The sequence below is a fragment of the Pseudomonas sp. TE3552 genome (assembly GCF_056278945.1).
Genome location: NZ_JBWBQJ010000001.1, coordinates 667,286 through 685,151, shown reverse-complemented (window position 1 = coordinate 685,151; position 17,866 = coordinate 667,286). Strand labels below are relative to the sequence as shown.

The window sequence follows — 17,866 nt, the reverse complement described above, 5'->3', positions numbered from 1 at the left end:
TATTATGCCTAACTTGCGCAAAAATGCACGGATCATCCGACCATATATGTGTTTCTTGATGAATTCGCGCAACCTCACCGGTTGATGGAACTCAACCGAAGCGCACGTATTCCAAATTTGTTTAAAAACCCGACCAGCTAAACTGGACTCGGCGCGATACTGATCAATACTTCAACTGTCGGCGAGGCATCTCCCCCAAGTGTCGCGCCGATGAAGGTACCAAAGGATTGCGTGCCTTTGTTTTACTCCTAATGGTCTTAACCCGGATTCACCCCCCAGAACCCGGGTTTTTTTTGCCTGCGATTTGGTGGCCAAAGCCCCATGGAGGCTGCCGCAGGCTGCAATCTTTCCAACGTTACGCCGATGCCCTGACGTGCGCCAGCGGGAACAAACGCTTGAAATTCTCGGTGGTTTGCTCGGCAAAGCGCTCGTAGGACTCGCCGCGCAACATGGCCAGAAATTCCGCGACCTCACGCACGTATTGCGGCAGGTTCGGTTTGCCGCGATAAGGGATCGGTGCCAGGTACGGCGAGTCGGTTTCCACCAGCAAACGGTCCGCCGGCACCTTGCTGGCCACATCGCGCAGCGCATCGGCATTGCGAAAAGTGACAATACCGGACAAGGAAATGTAATACCCCATGTCCAGTGCAGCCTTGGCCATCTCCCAATCTTCGGTAAAGCAATGCAGCACGCCTGCCTGAGGCAACGCCGCCTCGCGTAGCAGTTCGAGGGTGTCGGCCCGGGCGCCACGGGTATGGATGATCACTGGCTTGCCGGTTTGCCCTGCCGCTTGCAGGTGCAGACGGAACGATTCCTGCTGCAACTCTGCCGCTTCCGGCTCGTAGTGATAATCCAGGCCGGTTTCACCGATCGCCACCACCCGCGGATGATTGAGTTCGCGCAACAGCCAATCCAGCGCAGGTGCGGCGCCCGGCTGCACATCCAGCGGATGCACGCCGACCGAGCAATCGACGTCGTCATACCGTTCGGCGAGGGCTTTGACGTCGGCGGCGTTCTCAACGCTGACGCCAATGCACAGAAAGTGCCCTACTCCCCTCTGACGGGCCGCGTCGAGCGCGGCATCCAGGGAGCCGTCGTGGGCGGTGAGGTCGAGGCGATCAAGGTGGCAATGGGAATCTACAAGCATAAAAGGGCTGCAACTTACATCGTATGGGTGGGACGGTCGGACTTCAGCGCTCCGGCCAGATGGGTTTCGATTCGACTGCGTGCAGTGTCATCGCCTTCGTTGAACTGCACGCCGACTCCGGCGGCCCGGTTGCCCTGGGCTCCTTTGGGAGTGATCCAGGTGACCTTACCGGCGACCGGAATCTTTTCCGGTTCGTCCATCAGGTGCAGCAGCATGAAGACCTCATCGCCCAACTTGTAGCTTTTGTTGGTCGGGATAAACAGGCCGCCGTTCTTGATGAACGGCATGTAGGCCGCGTAGAGCACGGACCTGTCCTTGATGGTCAAGGACAAAATGCCATTGCGCGGCCCCGGACTGATGGGTTCATTCATGCTGACCTCCACTGTCTGATGATCAGAGTCTAGGCGTAGACGGTCACTTCTGGGTAGGCAAGGATACCCATTGCACCAACAACGCCTCCAGCAGCAACGCCGGGTTGAGGTTGGCTTTGCTCATCACTTTCTGGCGCTGGGCGAGGATCCAGTCCTGGATATTCAAGACTTTATCCTGAGCACTTTTCTGCGCCAGGTATTGAATCACCTTGCGCATGTCCGCCAGTCCCAGCCCTGCCTCATCCTGAGTCAACTGATAACGCAGGATCAGGCTCGACCAATCGCAGAACCAATCGAACAGCAGCAACATGGGAATGGCTTTCCATTCTTCAGCCAGTTGCGTCGGCGATTGCTGCTGCTTGAGCAGCTTCTTCACGCCCTCGACCACCAGCGCACGCTGTTCACGCACGCCCTGGGCCTGCAACTTGAGCGCAGCCAAGGGCGAACCGGCGGCGAGGGTCAACAGCTCAATGCGTTCCTCTTCCGAGCAGTCCGGCAACGCCTGGGCCAACCACGCCAGGCTCATGACCTCGCTCGGCAACGGACAGGCCTGCTGCACGCAACGGCTCTTGATGGTCGGCAGCAGACGGCTGGTCTGGTGGCTGACCAACAGCAATACGGTGTCGCCGGACGGCTCTTCAAGGCTTTTGAGCAAGGCGTTGGCGGCGTTGATGTTCATCGATTCGACTGGCTCGATCAGCACCACTTTACGACCGCCCATCTGCGCGGTCTGAACCACGAAACTGACCAGGTCACGCACCTGATCGACCTTGATCGCCTTATCCGCCTCTTCCGGCTCCAGGATGTAGTTGTCGGGGTGACTGCCAGCCTTCAGCAGCAGACAGGATTTGCATTCACCGCAAGCACCCTCGGCGGATGGACGCTGGCACAGCAAACTGGCCATCAAACGCTCGGCCAGCGCACGTTTGCCGATCCCGGCCGGGCCATGCAGCAAATAGGCGTGAGCATGCTGGGCACGGCCAGACAATTGCTGCCAGAGACTGTCCTGCCACGGATAGGCTTCAGCCACGGGTCAACTCCAGCAGACGTGGCAACAAGACATCCAGGGACTGCTGAACCTGTGCCAGCGGTTGAGCGGCATCCACCAGGACATAACGCGCAGGATCCGCTTTGGCGCGCTCGAGGAAGGCCCTGCGCACGGCATCGAAGAATGTTCGGCCTTCGAGCTCGAAGCGGTCCAGGCGACCGCGGGCGCTGGCGCGGGCCAGGCCCACTTCCACCGGCAGATCGAAGATCAGCGTCAAATCCGGGCGCAGATCGCCCTGGACAAACGTTTCGAGAGTCGCAATACGCTCCAGCGATAAACCACGCCCACCGCCCTGGTAGGCATAGGTCGAGTCGGTAAAGCGATCACACAGGACCACCGCGCCACGGGCCAGCGCCGGGCGGATCACCTCGGCCAGATGCTGGGCTCGCGCGGCAAATACCAGCAACAGCTCGGTGTCGGGGTTCATGACTTCATCGACCGGCGCCAACAGCACGTCGCGGATTCGCTCGGCCAAAGGCGTGCCACCCGGCTCCCGGGTCAACACCACTTCGATCCCGGCTGCGCGCAGGCGCTCGGCCAGGTATTCGCGATTGGTGCTCTTGCCGGCGCCTTCCGGGCCTTCCAGGGTAATAAACAAGCCAGTCACGGGCAGTCCTTAGTCAGAGTCATTGCGGGCTTTGCGGCGCGGCTGCATCCGGCTCGGGTGCTGGCGCAGGTTCTTGTACGGAGTCTTGCGGCGCTACGGGTGGCGCTTGCGATGGCACCTCTTCGGGCATCGTATCGGGTGAAGCCGCCGGAATCGGTGCCGGGGCATCTTCCGCCTGCGGCGTGACAGTTGGCGCCGGGCTTGAACGGTAATCGGCACGGCGATTGATCTGGAACTCCCGCACTGCGTTGTTGTGGGCGTCCAGATCATCAGAAAACACGTGGCTGCCATCACCGCGCGCGACAAAATACAGGCTATTGCCTTCCACCGGATTCAACGCCGCATGGATCGCTTCGCGACCGACCATCGCAATCGGCGTCGGCGGCAGGCCGGCGATCATGTAAGTGTTATACGGTGTCGGTTCCTTGAGATGAGCGCGGGTCAACTTGCCGTTGTAACGATCACCCAGACCATAGATCACGGTCGGATCGGTCTGCAGCAGCATGCCCATTTCCATGCGCCGTACAAACACCCCGGCAATCTGCCCGCGCTCCTGCGGCACACCGGTTTCCTTTTCCACCAGCGAGGCCATGATCAACGCCTGATAGGGCTCGGTGTAGGGCACGCTGGCGGCGCGCTGGCTCCACTCCTTGGCGAGGACCTCGTCAAGGCGGTCATAAGCTTTCTTGAGCAGATCCACATCGCTCATACCCCGCACGAAGCGATACGTATCAGGAAAGAATCGCCCCTCAGGGAAAATTCCGCCGTGGCCGAGCTTATCCATCACTTGGCTATCGCTCAAACCATCCAGGGTCTGCTCGAGTTTTTCATCCTTGGCCAGGGCCGCGCGAACCTGACGGAAGTTCCAGCCTTCGACCAGCGTCAGGCTGTACTGAACCATTTCCCCGCGCTTCCACAGATCGATCAGCCCGTTGACTGTCATACCGGGCACCATGCGGTATTCGCCGCTGTGCAGCGGTTGCCCTGCCAGATTGAAGCGCCAATACACACGCAGCCAGAAAGCGTCCTTGATGACACCATCGGCTTCGAGTCGAATGAAAGTGCGATTTGGCGTAGTGCCTTTGGGCACTTCCAGCAGCTCTTCCTGGGCGATGTTCAGCGGCTGTTCCAGCGCCGAATCGATTTTCCAGGCGCAAGCGCCCGCCAGCAGCCCCGCCAGAACCAGTCCGGTTTCCAGCAGCAGCAAGAATTTACGTCTCACGAATCAAGCATCCAGTAGCGCACGGGCAATGGTTTGGAGTTTACGGGTGAGCGGCCCAACCGGCCAGCTCAGTGCGGCATAGGCGCAAACCGGCCAGACGCCATACACGCTGTTGCAGACAAAGACCTCGTCAGCCCATTGCAGTTGATCGAGGGTGATATCGGTGATTTGCGTGGCAATCCCCAGTGACTCGGCTTGAAACAATAATTCCGCGCGCATCACGCCCGCCACGCCACAGCGTTTGAGATCAGCCGTCACCAGCACGCCATCGCGCACCAGGAACAGATTGCTGAACACGCCTTCGATCACCCGTCCGACCTGATCCAGCATCAAGCCTTCGGCGTGTTCGGTGTCCTGCCATTCGGAGCGGGCGAGGACCTGCTCCAGACGATTCAGATGCTTGAGGCCGGCGAGCAATGGCTGTTTGGAAAGCCGTGTCGCACAAGGAAACAGCCGAACGCCCTGCTTCGCATGAACAGCCGGATAAGCAGCAGGAGGATTGCCTTGCAGAATGCGTCGAGCCTGCGCCGAGGGGTCGGCGGCGTAACCGCGCAGGCCGTCGCCGCGGGTGAGGATGAGTTTGAGTACGCCCTCGCCCAGCGCTGCGGCATAGGCCAGCAGCTCCGCGCGGATCAGTTCATGATCGGCGACAATCGCCAGGCGCGAACAGCCTTCGGCCAGACGCGACAGATGTCGATCCAGCAGCAACGGCTGCCCGCCCTTGACCAAGAGGGTCTCGAACAGACCATCGCCATAAGCCAGGCCGCGATCCTTCAGCGACAAAGCGTCAGCCGGTTGACCGTCGACCCAGCTGTCCATCAGTCAGCGAACCGGCGGAACACCAGCGAGCCATTGGTACCGCCAAATCCGAAGGAGTTGGACAGCACCACGTCGATATCCATGCCACGCGCGGTGTGAGGGACGAAGTCGAGGTCGCAGCCTTCGTCCGGCTCATCGAGGTTGATGGTCGGCGGGGCTACCTGGCTGTTAATGGCCAGTACGCTGAAAATCGCCTCGACCGCACCCGCTGCACCCAGCAAGTGGCCGGTCATGGACTTGGTCGAACTGACGGCCAGTTTGTAGGCGTGATCGCCGAACACGGATTTGATCGCACAAGCTTCGGCGAGGTCGCCGGCCGAGGTCGAGGTGCCGTGGGCGTTGATGTACTGGACCTGATCGCTGTTGATCTTCGCATCGCGCAAGGCATTGGTGATGCAACGCGCGGCACCTGCGCCATCAGCCGGTGGCGAGGTCATATGGTAAGCATCGCCACTGGTGCCGAAACCGATCAGCTCAGCGTAGATGGTCGCGCCACGGGCCTTGGCGTGTTCCAGTTCTTCGAGAACCAGCGCGCCAGCGCCGTCAGACAACACGAAGCCATCACGGCCCTTGTCCCATGGACGGCTGGCGCGGGTCGGCTCGTCGTTGCGGGTCGACAGTGCGCGGGAGGCACCGAAGCCGCCCATGCCCAGACCACACGCGGCCATCTCGGCACCGCCGGCGATCATTACGTCGGCTTCGTCGTACATGATGTTGCGTGCCGCCATGCCGATGCAGTGCGTACCGGTGGTACACGCCGTGGCGATGGCGTAGTTAGGCCCCTGTGCACCCAGGTGGATGGACAGGAAACCGGAAATCATATTGATGATCGAGCCAGGCACGAAAAACGGAGAAATCCGTCGTGGGCCGGAATCATGCAGCGTGCGGCTGGTTTCTTCGATATTGGTCAGACCGCCAATACCCGAACCCATGGCCACACCGATACGCTCGCGATTGGCGTCGGTGACCTCAAGACCTGCGTTACGCACGGCCTGAAAACCTGCAGCCAGACCGTATTGAATGAACAGGTCGAGTTTGCGAGCTTCCTTGAGCGACAGGTATTCCTCGACATTGAAGCCCTTTACCGAGCCGCCAAAACGGGTGGAATAGGCAGAAAGGTCGGTGTGTTCGATCAGACCAATGCCACTACGGCCAGCCAGAATGCCCTGCCAGCTGCTCGGCACATCCGTGCCCAGTGGCGACAACATACCCATACCGGTGACTACGACGCGTCTACGCGACACAGCACTCTCCTTTTTCAAATGACGACTTTGCATCAGGCCTAAAGAAAAAACCGCACGCCATGATGGCAGTGCGGTTTTTCCATGACAGCGAGCGACGACTAAAAACTATTACGCCTGGTGGCTGGTAACGTAGTCGATGGCTGCTTGAACAGTAGTGATCTTCTCAGCTTCTTCGTCAGGGATTTCGGTCTCGAATTCCTCTTCCAGAGCCATCACCAGCTCAACGGTGTCAAGGGAGTCGGCACCCAGGTCTTCAACGAAGGAAGCAGTGTTGACCACTTCTTCTTCTTTAACGCCCAGTTGCTCAGCAACGATTTTCTTGACGCGCTCTTCGATGGTGCTCATACCTTGTTTTCACTCCTAATGGACAAATTCAGGCAGCTGGCCAGTGGGTAAGTGTATAGAAAGACTTTTCAGCTTTTCAACTGAAAGCTTCACTCCTCAAACCCCGTGACCCTCTGTCTATAAAATAGATTGCAGCTTTATAACGGATTTTAGACAGCTCGTATGACATTTTTTTGAAGCAATCCGTCACATTTAACTCATGTACATCCCGCCGTTCACCGGGATTGTAGCCCCAGTAACGTAAGCCGCACCGTCGGACGCAAGAAAAGCGACCACAGACGCGATCTCTTGAGCTTGCCCCAGACGACCCAGCGGAATTTGCGTCTGCAAGGCTTCACGCTGTGCCTCGGGCAGTTCGCGGGTCATATCGGTGTCGATGAACCCTGGAGCCACCGAGTTTACCGTAATCGAACGCGAACCGACTTCACGCGCCAGCGCACGGCTGAAACCTTCCAGACCGGCCTTCGCGGCAGCGTAGTTTACTTGGCCTGCGTTGCCCATGGCACCCACAACCGAACCAATACTGATAATTCGTCCCCAACGGGCTTTGGTCATACCGCGCAAAACACCCTTGGACAGGCGGAACAAGCTGTTCAGGTTGGTATCGACGACGTCATGCCATTCGTCGTCTTTCATGCGCATCATCAGGTTATCGCGGGTGATACCGGCATTATTGACCAGGATCGCCGGCGCGCCGAATTGCTCCTGAATGCTCGCCAACACGGCCGCCACGGACTCGTCGCTGGTGACATTGAGCTCCAGCCCAGTGCCCTGAACACCGTTTTCTTTCAGGGTAGCGGCGATACGCTCGGCACCCGAAGCGGACGTGGCGGTGCCGATAACGATGGCACCCTGACGACCCAGCTCCAGGGCGATAGCCTGGCCGATACCACGGCTGGCACCGGTGACCAATGCAACTTTACCTTGCAGACTCATGCAAGCTTCTCCTTGTTCAGGCCTGCGCTGCACGGGCGGCAGCGAAAGCGTCTGGGGTATTGAGGTTAGAGGTCGACACGCCTTCGGCGCAACGTTTGTTCAGACCGGCAAGCACTTTACCAGGGCCGCACTCGACCAGTTGGGTCGCACCCTTGGCCGCCAGCGCCTGGATCGACTCGACCCAGCGTACAGGCTTGTAAAGCTGCTCAAGCAAATCGCGCTTGAGGGTTTCCAGATCGGCCGGCACGTTGGCGCTGACGTTCTGTACCACAGGGATTTGCGGTGCCTGCCAGTCGATCGCCGCGATCGACTCGGCGAACCGCTCAGCGGCCGGACGCATCAATTCGCAGTGGGACGGCACGCTGACCGGCAACGGCATGGCACGCTTGGCGCCACGCGCCTTGCAGCCTTCGATAGCGCGTTCGACCGCAGCCTTGGCGCCAGCGATCACCACCTGGCCCGGGGAGTTGAAGTTGACCGCGCTGACCACTTCGCCTTGCGCCGCTTCGGCACAGGCAGCCAGCACGTCGGCGTCTTCCAGGCCAAGGATCGCGGCCATGCCGCCCTGCCCGGCCGGAACGGCTTCCTGCATCAACTGACCACGACGCTCTACCAGTTTCACCGCGTCGCCCAGGCTCAGGCTGCCCGCAGCCACCAGAGCGCTGTACTCGCCCAGGCTGTGACCGGCAACGTAAGCCGGACGCGCGCCACCTTCAGCCAGCCACAGGCGCCACAGGGCGATCGAGGCGGTCAGAATGGCCGGCTGGGTTTTATCGGTTTGATTGAGTTGCTCTTCCGGCCCTTGCTGGGTCAGAGCCCACAGGTCGTAACCCAGGGCAGCGGAGGCTTCTTTGAATGTTTCGAGGACCACCGGGTGTTGCGCGCCCAACTCGGCCAGCATGCCGAGGGACTGCGAACCCTGTCCTGGAAAGACGAATGCGAGGGAAGCAGACATTTAACAAGCCCCTAATGATCTTATCGCCGGAGAATTGACGTTCCGCTTGGGGAACGCAAGAAACTGACAGTTGGATGGCTAATTGAACTGAGCGGTCACATTTAAGCATTGTCCGACGAAAACGCCTAAGGCAACAAATCCTCCAGGCGCCCATGAAGCCGCTCCGGCAAGTTTTCCTGGATTTCGATCAAGGCGCGCTGAATGGCACTCTGGAAACCCTGAACCCCTGCCGAACCGTGGCTTTTTACGACAATTCCCTGCAAACCGAGGAAACTTGCGCCGTTATGTCGCGCTGGCGCCAGTTCGGCCTGCAAGCGTTTCATCAGCGGCAGCGCCAGAGCACCCACCACTTTCGATGCGAAATTTTTCCTGAACAAGGCCTCGATACGCCCGGCAATCATGGTCGCCAGGCCTTCGCTGGACTTGAGCAGGATATTGCCGACAAAACCGTCACACACCACCACATCCGCCTCGCCACGATACAAACCGTCGCCCTCGATAAAACCGATGTAATTGATGCCGCGAGCGCCCTGTAACAGGGTGGCAGCCAGCTTGACTTGCTGATTGCCCTTGATGTCTTCGGTGCCGATGTTCAGCAATGCGACCCTTGGGCGAACGATACCCAGGGTCTCTGCCGCGACCGAGCCCATCACTGCAAACTGCAATAAGTGCTCGGCACTGCAATCGACGTTGGCACCCAGATCGAGCAACTGGCAGTAGCCCTTCTGCGTCGGAATGGCCGCGATCATTGCCGGCCGATCGATGCCCGGCAAAGTCTTGAGGACAAACCGTGACAAAGCCATCAGCGCACCAGTGTTACCAGCACTGACACAAGCCTGGACCTTGCCGTCTCGCAGCAACTCCAGTGCCACGCGCATCGATGAATCCGGTTTGCCGCGCAAGGCCTGGGCTGGCTTTTCGTCCATGGTGATAACTTCGCTCGCTGGCGTAATCGACAGACGCGCGCGATCCACCGCCGAATGGCTGGCAATCAATTCTTCAAGAAGGGAGGGTTGACCGACGAGGGTCAGATGCAGCGAGGGTGTAGCAGACAGGCAAGCAAGGCTGGCCTGAACAATGCTGCGGGGACCGAAGTCCCCGCCCATTGCGTCAATCGCGATGACTTGAGCGGACAAGTGATTACTCGTCAGCGCCCTTGTCGATCACTTTACGGCCACGGTATACGCCTTCTGGCGATACGTGGTGACGCAGGTGAACTTCACCGGTGGTTTTTTCTACAGACAGGGTGCTAGCCTCGAGAGCGTCGTGCGAACGACGCATGTCACGGGCAGAGCGGGATTTTTTGTTCTGCTGAACAGCCATAATTGATTAACTCCTAAACGTTTGGGTCACGCTTTAACTGCGCCAATACACTGAACGGGTTGGACCGCGTTACCTCGTCCTCGCTCGGTTCGGGCTCATCGAGACCCGCCGGCTGCTGGCATTCTTCCGGATGATGAGCAGGCACAATGGGCAAGGCGAGCAGAAGCTCCTCCTCGATCAGTGACTGCAGATCCAAAGGATCTTCGCCCAGTTCCAGCACGTCATAACCTTTCGGCAACGACTGGGTATTCGCACCCTCCTTCACCACAGCATAACTGCATTCGCTATGGATCGGCAGGGTGACCAGCTCAAGACAACGCTGGCAAACCATTTTGACTTCGGTGTCGATAAAGCTGTGGATTACCACAGACTTACGTTCATCTCGTTCAAAAACGAATTTAGCCTGCACCGTACCGACAGTATCGGAAAGCGGGTCGCAGAGTCTCTCCAAATCGGCCAGCAGCAGTTCACCTTGAAGGGTGGTGCCACGGTCAGCCAATTTGCGCGGGTCAACGTGAGGTGGAATCGGGTCATTCAACATAGGCGCAGCATTATAGGGATGCCCCCGGCCATGTCAAAGGAAATTCAGCCCTGTGCGCCACTTGAGCCTGCGTTAGAATTCGCCCCAGCCCTTTGGAGATGCGCATGCTGCCTTTATTACTCGCTTCAAGCTCGGCCTATCGCCAGCAATTGCTGGCCCGTTTGCAGCTGCCGTTCACGTGCAGCTCGCCGGATATCGACGAAAGTCATCGCCCGGACGAGTCAGCCATCGACCTGGTAAAACGCCTCGCCGAAGAAAAAGCCCGCGCACTGGCAGACAGTCATCCCGCTCATCTGATCATCGGCTCGGATCAGGTCGCGGTACTCGGCAAGCGAATCATCGGCAAGCCCCATACCTTCGAAAAGGCCCGTGAACAACTATTGGCATCCAGCGGCGCGAGCGTGACGTTCCTGACCGGCCTGGCATTGCTTAACAGCCAGACCGGCCTCTGCCAGGTCGACTGCGTGCCGTTTACCGTACACATGCGCACGCTCGATGCAGCGCGCGTCGAACGCTATCTGCGCGCCGAGCAGCCCTACGATTGCGCAGGCAGCTTCAAGGCCGAGGGTTTGGGAGTGAGCCTGTTTCAAAGCACCGAAGGCCCTGACGCCACCAGCCTGATCGGCCTGCCCCTGATTCGCCTGATCGACATGTTGCTGGCCGAAGACGTGCAAATTCCCTGAACCGTATTTCTGTAGCAGCAGGCTTCGTCAGCTGCTACAGAGACCGCGACACAAAAAACCGGCCACGCGGGGCCGGCTTGTTTATGCAACCTGGTGATCAGCGCAACGCTGGCCCCTGGAAGCCCATCCACATTGCCAAATGCTCAGCCACGCTGGAGCCGAGCTTTTTCGAGAAGCGATCGAATGTCGATTCCTCAACGGTGAAATCGACCAACTCTTTCTCGCCGATCACATCACGCGCAACCGAACTGGCATTACCCAGACCATCGATCAAGCCCAGCGACAGCGCTTGCTCACCCGACCAGACCAGCCCGGAGAACAATTCCGGATGTTCTTTATCCTTCAGGCGATCACCCCGGCCTTTCTTGACGCTGCTGATGAACTGCTGATGAGTAGTATCGAGCACGCTCTGCCAGAACAGGGTTTCCTCAGGTTTCTGCGGCTGGAACGGATCGAGGAATGATTTGTGTTCGCCGGAGGTGTAGGTACGGCGCTCGACACCCAGTTTCTCCATGGTGCCGACAAAACCGTAACCGGCCGCTGTCACACCAATGGAACCCACCAGGCTCGCCTTGTCGGCGTAAATCTGATCAGCCGCGCTGGCAATGTAATAGGCACCGGAAGCCCCCAGATCCGAGATCACCGCGTAAACCTTGGTATCCGGATTCAGGCCGCGCAAACGGCGGATCTCGTCGTAGACATAACCCGACTGCACCGGGCTGCCGCCCGGACTGTTGATCCGCAGAATCACACCCTTGACCTTCTTGTCCTCGAAGGCCGCACGCAGACTGCCGACGATATTGTCGGCACTGGCTGGCTCTTTGTCGGCGATCATCCCGGTTACGTCGATCAGCGCGGTATAGCCGGAGCCGAGGGCCGCGCCTTTTTCCATGCTTATCAGTGGCGATAACAGAATCAACGCAGCGAACAGGTACGCAAAGGTCAACGACTTGAAGAAAATCCCCCAGCGACGGGACCGACGCTGTTCCTGCACGCCGGCCAGCAGGGTCTTTTCCAGTAGCTTCCAGCTTTTCTCGTCACCGCTCTCTGCACTCGCTTTGGCGGGCGCTTTCCATTCGTCGGTCATGACCTCTACCCCTGCAAAAAACCGATTAAGCCCGCTGATTCAGCCAGGCATGCAATTCTGAAAAACGATCAATGGCCAGTCTCGGCTCAAATAACTTCAACGCGTCGATCGATTGGGCGCCATAGCTGACCGCCACCGAATCCATGCCAGCATTGTGCGCCATCTGCAGATCAAACGATGAGTCCCCGACCATCAGCGCCTGTTCCGGGCGAACCTCGCAATGGGCAAGAATTTGCTCGAGCATCAGCGGATGGGGTTTGCTGGCCGTCTCATCAGCTGCACGAGTGATATCGAAATAATTTTCCCAGCCGTGCGCCTTCAGCACCCGATCCAGCCCACGCCGGGCCTTGCCGGTAGCAACCGCCAGGTGATAGCCCTCGGCACGAAAGGCGTCCATCGACTCGAGTACACCTTCGAACAGCGGCGAAGGCACAGCCTCCGACGCAATGTAGTGCTGCGCATAATAATCCCGGAACGCGACCAGCTCGGCATCGCTGATTTCGGGATACAAGGTGCGAATCGCTTCGGGCAAGCCGAGACCTATGATGCCTTTGACGGCAAAGTCGTCGCGCAATTGAAAGCCGGAGCGCTCGGACGCCACATGCATCGCCTCGACAATCCGACCAATGGAGTCTGCGAGCGTGCCGTCCCAATCGAAAATCAGCAGCTTGTAATCAGATGGGCGCACTCAATCGCTCCACGGTCTTGGCCCACATCTCGTCGACTGGCGCCTGCAACTTGAGCTCACCGCCGTCAGGCAGCGGCACAGTCAACATGTACGCATGCAGGAACAGGCGCTTGCCGCCCAGGTCACGAATCTCTTTGCTGAAACCTTCATCGCCATACTTGGTATCACCAGCGATGCAATGGCCGGCATGCAGAGTATGGACACGGATCTGGTGAGTTCGACCAGTGATCGGTTTGGCCTCGACCATGGTGGCGAAGTCGCCAAAGCGACGCAGCACCTTGAACACGGTCACAGACTCCTTGCCCTCCTCCTCGTCCACCTCGACCATGCGCTCGCCGGAGCGCAGATTGCTCTTGCCCAGCGGCGCACGGACTTGCTTGATCGAGGCCGCCCAGTTGCCGCGCACCAGCGCCATATAGCGCTTATCGACACCATCGCCGCGCAATGCCGTGTGCAAGTGGCGCAGCATGCTGCGCTTTTTGGCAATCATCAGCAGGCCGGAGGTATCACGATCGAGACGATGAACCAGTTCGAGTTCCTTGCAATCCGGACGCAACTGACGAAAGGCTTCAATCACGCCGTAGGTCAAGCCACTGCCACCATGAACCGCAATGCCGCAAGGCTTGTTGACCACGATCAGCGCCTTGTCTTCATAGACAATCGAGGCTTCGAGTCGCTGCAGCAGACCTTGGGCCAGCGGCACAGGTTCGTCGCGCTCAGGCACGCGAACGGGCGGCACGCGCACGATATCGCCCGCCTGCAGCTTGTATTCGGGCTTGATCCGACCTTTGTTCACTCGCACTTCGCCTTTGCGCAAAATGCGGTAAATCAAGGTCTTGGGCACGCCTTTGAGCCGAGCGAGAAGGAAATTATCAATACGTTGGCCGGCATATTCCGGCGAGACCTCAAGCAGTTGTACGCCTGGGGTCGAAGGGGCAGTAGTCGTCATGGTGCGGATGATAACAATTTTTTATGGAATTGAAGCACTTAATCATTGCTGCTATAGTCGCGAACGCCGCCAAAAGCGGCTGGACAGCGGACCAACGGTCAAAAACCGGCCCTGACCAACGCAATTCACGAGGACGAGAGGCCGTCCTACGGGGCTTTCGCTACGTAACGGCAGAGTTTTCAGTTGTAACAAGCGCAGGTGACATAAGGCCTGAATCATGCCGCAAAGCAGAGTTTTCACTCGCCTTCCGAGCAAATATTCACGGCCAGTTCACAAAGTGCAGTCAGCTGCGAACGACCCCGAGCGAACGCTTCGGAAACAACGCCTAAATTAGCCATGATGCGTGACCTCCCCTTTCGGAGCTCACGGTAAATGCCAACCCGCTGCGGATTCTGCGCGCGGCAGCACCCGAATTATCAGGGATACGTGTAGGGTGGAGATGCACAACCGCTGGACTGTGTAGCAATAGGCTTTATCAAGACGCTTCATCTCGTCCACAGCCGCCGGTTGATTCCTCCTCCTGACTGAGTGCTTAAGTAGCCACAGCAAGCAGGACGCGTACGTCGCGATACCGGCCCAATTGGTCGAACATCGCTGGACACGGGAATGGCCAACCACTCCCGACGCACCTGACACCGACCGTGAGAAGTCGTGTGTGCCGAACGCCGTTTCCGGCAGCCCGGAAACCGACGGTACTACATGAAAAGAATGCTGATTAACGCAACTCAACCCGAAGAGTTGCGTGTTGCACTGGTAGATGGCCAACGCCTCTACGACCTGGACATCGAATCCGGTGCACGCGAGCAGAAAAAGGCCAACATCTATAAAGGCCGCATCACTCGCATCGAACCAAGCCTTGAGGCTGCCTTTGTCGATTTCGGCTCTGAGCGCCACGGCTTCCTGCCCCTCAAAGAAATCTCCCGCGAATACTTCAAGAAAGCCCCTGAAGGCCGCGTCAACATCAAGGACGTCCTGAGCGAAGGCCAGGAAGTCATCGTTCAGGTCGAAAAAGAAGAACGTGGCAACAAGGGCGCCGCCCTGACCACTTTCATCAGCCTGGCCGGTCGTTACCTGGTTCTGATGCCGAACAACCCGCGTGCCGGCGGTATCTCCCGTCGCATCGAAGGTGAAGAGCGCAACGAACTGCGTGAAGCCCTGAACGGCCTGGTTGCCCCGGCCCGACATGGGCCTGATCGTTCGCACCGCCGGCCTTGGCCGCAGCAGCGAAGAAATGCAGTGGGACCTCGATTACCTGCTGCAACTGTGGACCGCCATCAAAGAAGCTTCGCTGGATCGTTCCGCGCCGTTCCTGATCTACCAGGAAAGCAACGTGATCATCCGCGCCATCCGCGATTACCTGCGCCAGGACATCGGCGAAGTGCTGATCGACAGCGTTGAAGCCCAGGACGAAGCCCTGACCTTCATCCGCCAGGTGATGCCGCAGTACGCCAGCAAGATCAAACTCTACGAAGACAGCGTTCCGCTGTTCAACCGCTTCCAGATCGAAAGCCAGATCGAGACCGCCTTCCAGCGCGTCGTCGAACTGCCTTCCGGCGGTTCCATCGTCATCGATCCGACCGAAGCCCTGGTGTCCATCGACATCAACTCGGCGCGCGCCACCAAAGGCAGCGACATCGAAGAAACCGCCCTGCAGACCAACCTTGAAGCCGCCGAAGAAATCGCCCGTCAGTTGCGCTTGCGCGACATCGGCGGCCTGATCGTCATCGACTTCATCGACATGACCCCTGCCAAGAACCAGCGCGCCGTGGAAGAGAAAGTCCGCGAATGCCTGGAAGCCGACCGCGCTCGCGTGCAAGTCGGTCGCATCTCGCGCTTCGGCCTGCTGGAAATGTCCCGTCAGCGCCTGCGTCCATCGCTGGGCGAAAGCAGCGGCATCGTCTGCCCGCGTTGCAACGGCACCGGCATCATCCGTGACGTTGAATCGCTGTCGCTGGCGATCCTGCGCCTGATCGAAGAAGAAGCCCTGAAAGACCGTACCGCCGAAGTTCGCGCACAAGTGCCGATCCCGGTGGCGGCGTTCCTGCTCAACGAAAAACGCAACTCGATCACCAAGATCGAACTGCGCACCCGTGCCCGCATCGTCATTCTGCCGAACGATCACCTCGAAACGCCGCACTTCGAAGTTCAGCGCCTGCGCGATGACAGCCCGGAAGCCGCGGTCGGCCAGTCCAGCTACGAGATCGCCGCTGCCGCTGCCGAAGTCGAAGAAGTCCAGCCAGCTGCCGCGACCCGCACCCTGGTTCGCCAGGAAGCCGCGGTCAAGACGGCTCCGGCCCGCGCCAACGCTCCGGTTCCGACCGAAGTCGTCGCCGCTCCGGTGGCTGCACCGGCCGCCGCGCCTGAGCCAAGCCTGTTCAAGGGCCTGGTGAAGTCGCTGGTCAGCCTGTTCGCGACCAAGGAAACGCCTGCTGCGCCGGTTGTGGTTGAAAAGCCTGCCATCGAACGTCCTGCTCGTAATGAAGAGCGTCGCAACGGTCGTCAGCAGAGCCGCAACCGTAATGGTCGCCGCGATGAAGAGCGCAAACCTCGTGAGGAACGTGCACCGCGTGAAGAACGCGCACCACGTGAACCGCGCGAAGAGCGTCAACCACGCGAAGCCCGTGAAGAAACACCGACAGTAGCCCGCGAAGAGCGTGCACCTCGCGCCCCTCGTGAAGAACGTGCACCACGCGCTCCGCGTGAAGATCGCAAGCCACGTGGCGAGCGTGAAGAACGCCCGGTTCGTGAACTGCGCGAACCTCTGGATGCCGCTCCGGCCGCCGCTGCCAACGCTGAAGAGCGTCCGGCCCGTCAGCCACGCGAAGAACGTGCTCCACGCCCACCGCGTGAAGAGCGTCAACCACGCGTCGAGCAAGCCGCTGCCGCCGTTGCCGAAGAAGAGCTGCCAACCAACGAAGAGCAACTGCAGGAAGACGGTCAGGAGAACGCCGAGGGCGATCGTCCACGCCGCCGCTCCCGTGGCCAGCGTCGTCGCAGCAACCGTCGTGAGCGTCAGCGCGATGCCAACGGTAATGTGATCGAAGGCTCGGAAGAGTCCGAATCAGCTGAAAACGCCGAAGCGCCAAGCGCTGCCGATCTGGCCGCCGGCCTGGCGGTTACCGCCGCCGTTGCCAGCACCGTGATCAGTGCTCCAGCCGAAGCACAAGCCAACGCGCAAGCCGAACGCGCCACTGCCGCCACGCTGGAAACTGCTCCAGTTGAAGCGCCAGTCGTCGAAGCGACCACGCCGGTAGCAGTCACCGCCGCTCCGGAAATCGAAGTGGCACCGGTTCGTGAAGCACAGCCTGAAGTTGAAGCTGGCGCTGAACCGACCGTCGTTGCTGAGCCAGTGGTTGCCGCAGAGCCTGTAGTTGAAGCGCCAGCGGCTGAACCGGTGCGTGAAGTTCGCGAAGAACAAACCACGTTCAACTGGGTTGCCGAGCCACCGGTAGCTGTCGAAGCTCCAGCACCCGTTGCTGAAGCCCCGGTCGCTGAAGCCGTGGTCTCTGAGCCAGTGGTTGCTGCTGCCGAGCCTGCTCCGGTGGTTGAAGCGCCGGTGGTTGCCGAAGTGGCCGCACCAGTGGTTGAAGCCGCCCCTGTCAGCGCCCTGACGCCAAGTGGCCGTGCGCCGAACGATCCGCGTGAAGTGCGTCGTCGCAAGCGTGAAGCCGAGCGCCTGCAGAAGGAAGCCGAATTGGCTGCCGCTGCTGCTCCGGCCGCTGCCGAGCCAGCACCGGTTGTTGCTGAAGTCGTCGAGGCAGCCCCTGCCCCGGCCGCTGAAGTCCCTGCCGAGCCGGTTGAGTCCGTGATCGACGAAGCACCGCTCTCCGTTCAGGAAGCGGTAGAGCAACACGAGCAAGCCCTGGAAAAAGAACACGAGCCTAAACCCCTCGCCTGATTC

At 59.5% G+C, this 17,866-nt stretch carries 17 protein-coding genes and 1 pseudogene; 2 read left to right on the top strand and 16 right to left on the bottom strand.

The genetic code is table 11. The features are described from left to right. Positions 1-355: 355 nt before the first annotated feature. The 13 genes from ACZ9BB_RS02990 to ACZ9BB_RS02930 all read right to left on the bottom strand — a co-directional run bounded on the left by ACZ9BB_RS02990 (position 356) and on the right by ACZ9BB_RS02930 (position 10,558). Positions 356-1,147 carry a TatD family hydrolase gene (locus ACZ9BB_RS02990; protein ID WP_476212470.1) on the bottom strand — a complete coding sequence of 264 codons (792 nt, stop codon included), beginning with the start codon at positions 1,145-1,147 and terminating at the stop codon, positions 356-358. Positions 1,148-1,161: 14 nt separating this feature from the next. Next, the gene (locus ACZ9BB_RS02985; RefSeq protein ID WP_019650437.1) at positions 1,162-1,518 is read right to left on the bottom strand and encodes a PilZ domain-containing protein; all 357 of its coding nucleotides are present in this window, start codon (positions 1,516-1,518) and stop codon (positions 1,162-1,164) included. 43 nt (positions 1,519-1,561) lie between these two features. Then, positions 1,562-2,548 carry a DNA polymerase III subunit delta' gene (locus tag ACZ9BB_RS02980; RefSeq protein ID WP_476212469.1) on the bottom strand — a complete coding sequence of 329 codons (987 nt, stop codon included), beginning with the start codon at positions 2,546-2,548 and terminating at the stop codon, positions 1,562-1,564. Continuing rightward, positions 2,541-3,173 carry a dTMP kinase gene (tmk, locus tag ACZ9BB_RS02975; RefSeq protein ID WP_476212468.1) on the bottom strand — a complete coding sequence of 211 codons (633 nt, stop codon included), beginning with the start codon at positions 3,171-3,173 and terminating at the stop codon, positions 2,541-2,543. The genes ACZ9BB_RS02980 and tmk overlap by 8 nt, the downstream gene beginning before the upstream one ends. A 19-nt stretch (positions 3,174-3,192) precedes the next feature. After that, the gene (gene mltG / locus ACZ9BB_RS02970; RefSeq protein ID WP_476212467.1) at positions 3,193-4,395 is read right to left on the bottom strand and encodes an endolytic transglycosylase MltG; all 1,203 of its coding nucleotides are present in this window, start codon (positions 4,393-4,395) and stop codon (positions 3,193-3,195) included. A 3-nt stretch (positions 4,396-4,398) separates the two neighbouring features. Beyond that, positions 4,399-5,214: an aminodeoxychorismate lyase gene (gene pabC, locus ACZ9BB_RS02965; RefSeq protein WP_476212466.1), complete on the bottom strand. Its 816-nt coding sequence runs from the start codon at positions 5,212-5,214 to the stop codon at positions 4,399-4,401. Further along, positions 5,214-6,458, bottom strand: coding sequence for a beta-ketoacyl-ACP synthase II (gene fabF, locus ACZ9BB_RS02960; protein WP_476212465.1), 1,245 nt, complete (start codon positions 6,456-6,458; stop codon positions 5,214-5,216). The genes pabC and fabF overlap by 1 nt, the downstream gene beginning before the upstream one ends. A gap of 108 nt (positions 6,459-6,566) precedes the next feature. Further along, positions 6,567-6,803 (bottom strand): acyl carrier protein, encoded by a 237-nt coding sequence (acpP, locus tag ACZ9BB_RS02955; protein WP_003175607.1) that lies wholly within the window; start codon positions 6,801-6,803, stop codon positions 6,567-6,569. Between the two features lie 192 nt (positions 6,804-6,995). Next, entirely contained in the window at positions 6,996-7,739 is a 744-nt protein-coding gene (gene fabG, locus ACZ9BB_RS02950; protein WP_253550234.1) for a 3-oxoacyl-ACP reductase FabG, read from the bottom strand. 16 nt (positions 7,740-7,755) lie between these two features. After that, positions 7,756-8,694, bottom strand: coding sequence for an ACP S-malonyltransferase (fabD, locus tag ACZ9BB_RS02945; RefSeq protein ID WP_476212464.1), 939 nt, complete (start codon positions 8,692-8,694; stop codon positions 7,756-7,758). A 125-nt stretch (positions 8,695-8,819) separates the two neighbouring features. Next, positions 8,820-9,830, bottom strand: a complete 1,011-nt coding sequence (gene plsX, locus ACZ9BB_RS02940) for a phosphate acyltransferase PlsX (protein ID WP_476212463.1) — start codon at positions 9,828-9,830, stop codon at positions 8,820-8,822. A gap of 4 nt (positions 9,831-9,834) precedes the next feature. Then, positions 9,835-10,017 carry a 50S ribosomal protein L32 gene (rpmF, locus tag ACZ9BB_RS02935; RefSeq protein ID WP_003179396.1) on the bottom strand — a complete coding sequence of 61 codons (183 nt, stop codon included), beginning with the start codon at positions 10,015-10,017 and terminating at the stop codon, positions 9,835-9,837. A gap of 13 nt (positions 10,018-10,030) precedes the next feature. Next, positions 10,031-10,558, bottom strand: coding sequence for a YceD family protein (locus ACZ9BB_RS02930; RefSeq protein WP_004371317.1), 528 nt, complete (start codon positions 10,556-10,558; stop codon positions 10,031-10,033). 104 nt (positions 10,559-10,662) lie between these two features. On the opposite strand from ACZ9BB_RS02930, the gene ACZ9BB_RS02925 reads away from it, so the two are divergent. Continuing rightward, positions 10,663-11,241 (top strand): Maf family protein, encoded by a 579-nt coding sequence (locus ACZ9BB_RS02925; protein ID WP_476212462.1) that lies wholly within the window; start codon positions 10,663-10,665, stop codon positions 11,239-11,241. A gap of 97 nt (positions 11,242-11,338) precedes the next feature. Here the strand turns inward: ACZ9BB_RS02925 and sppA are convergent, their stop codons facing one another. Genes sppA through rluC form a run of 3 tightly spaced genes read right to left on the bottom strand, consistent with a single transcriptional unit; the run spans position 11,339 to position 13,965 of the window. Further along, positions 11,339-12,328 carry a signal peptide peptidase SppA gene (gene sppA / locus ACZ9BB_RS02920; RefSeq protein WP_476212461.1) on the bottom strand — a complete coding sequence of 330 codons (990 nt, stop codon included), beginning with the start codon at positions 12,326-12,328 and terminating at the stop codon, positions 11,339-11,341. Between the two features lie 25 nt (positions 12,329-12,353). Beyond that, positions 12,354-13,016, bottom strand: coding sequence for an HAD-IA family hydrolase (locus ACZ9BB_RS02915; RefSeq protein ID WP_476212460.1), 663 nt, complete (start codon positions 13,014-13,016; stop codon positions 12,354-12,356). After that, positions 13,003-13,965: a 23S rRNA pseudouridine(955/2504/2580) synthase RluC gene (rluC, locus tag ACZ9BB_RS02910; RefSeq protein ID WP_476212459.1), complete on the bottom strand. Its 963-nt coding sequence runs from the start codon at positions 13,963-13,965 to the stop codon at positions 13,003-13,005. The genes ACZ9BB_RS02915 and rluC overlap by 14 nt, the downstream gene beginning before the upstream one ends. Before the next feature lie 699 nt (positions 13,966-14,664). Here rluC and rne point away from each other — a divergent pair. Further along, positions 14,665-17,863, top strand: a pseudogene (gene rne / locus ACZ9BB_RS02905) (ribonuclease E). Positions 17,864-17,866 lie beyond the last annotated feature (3 nt).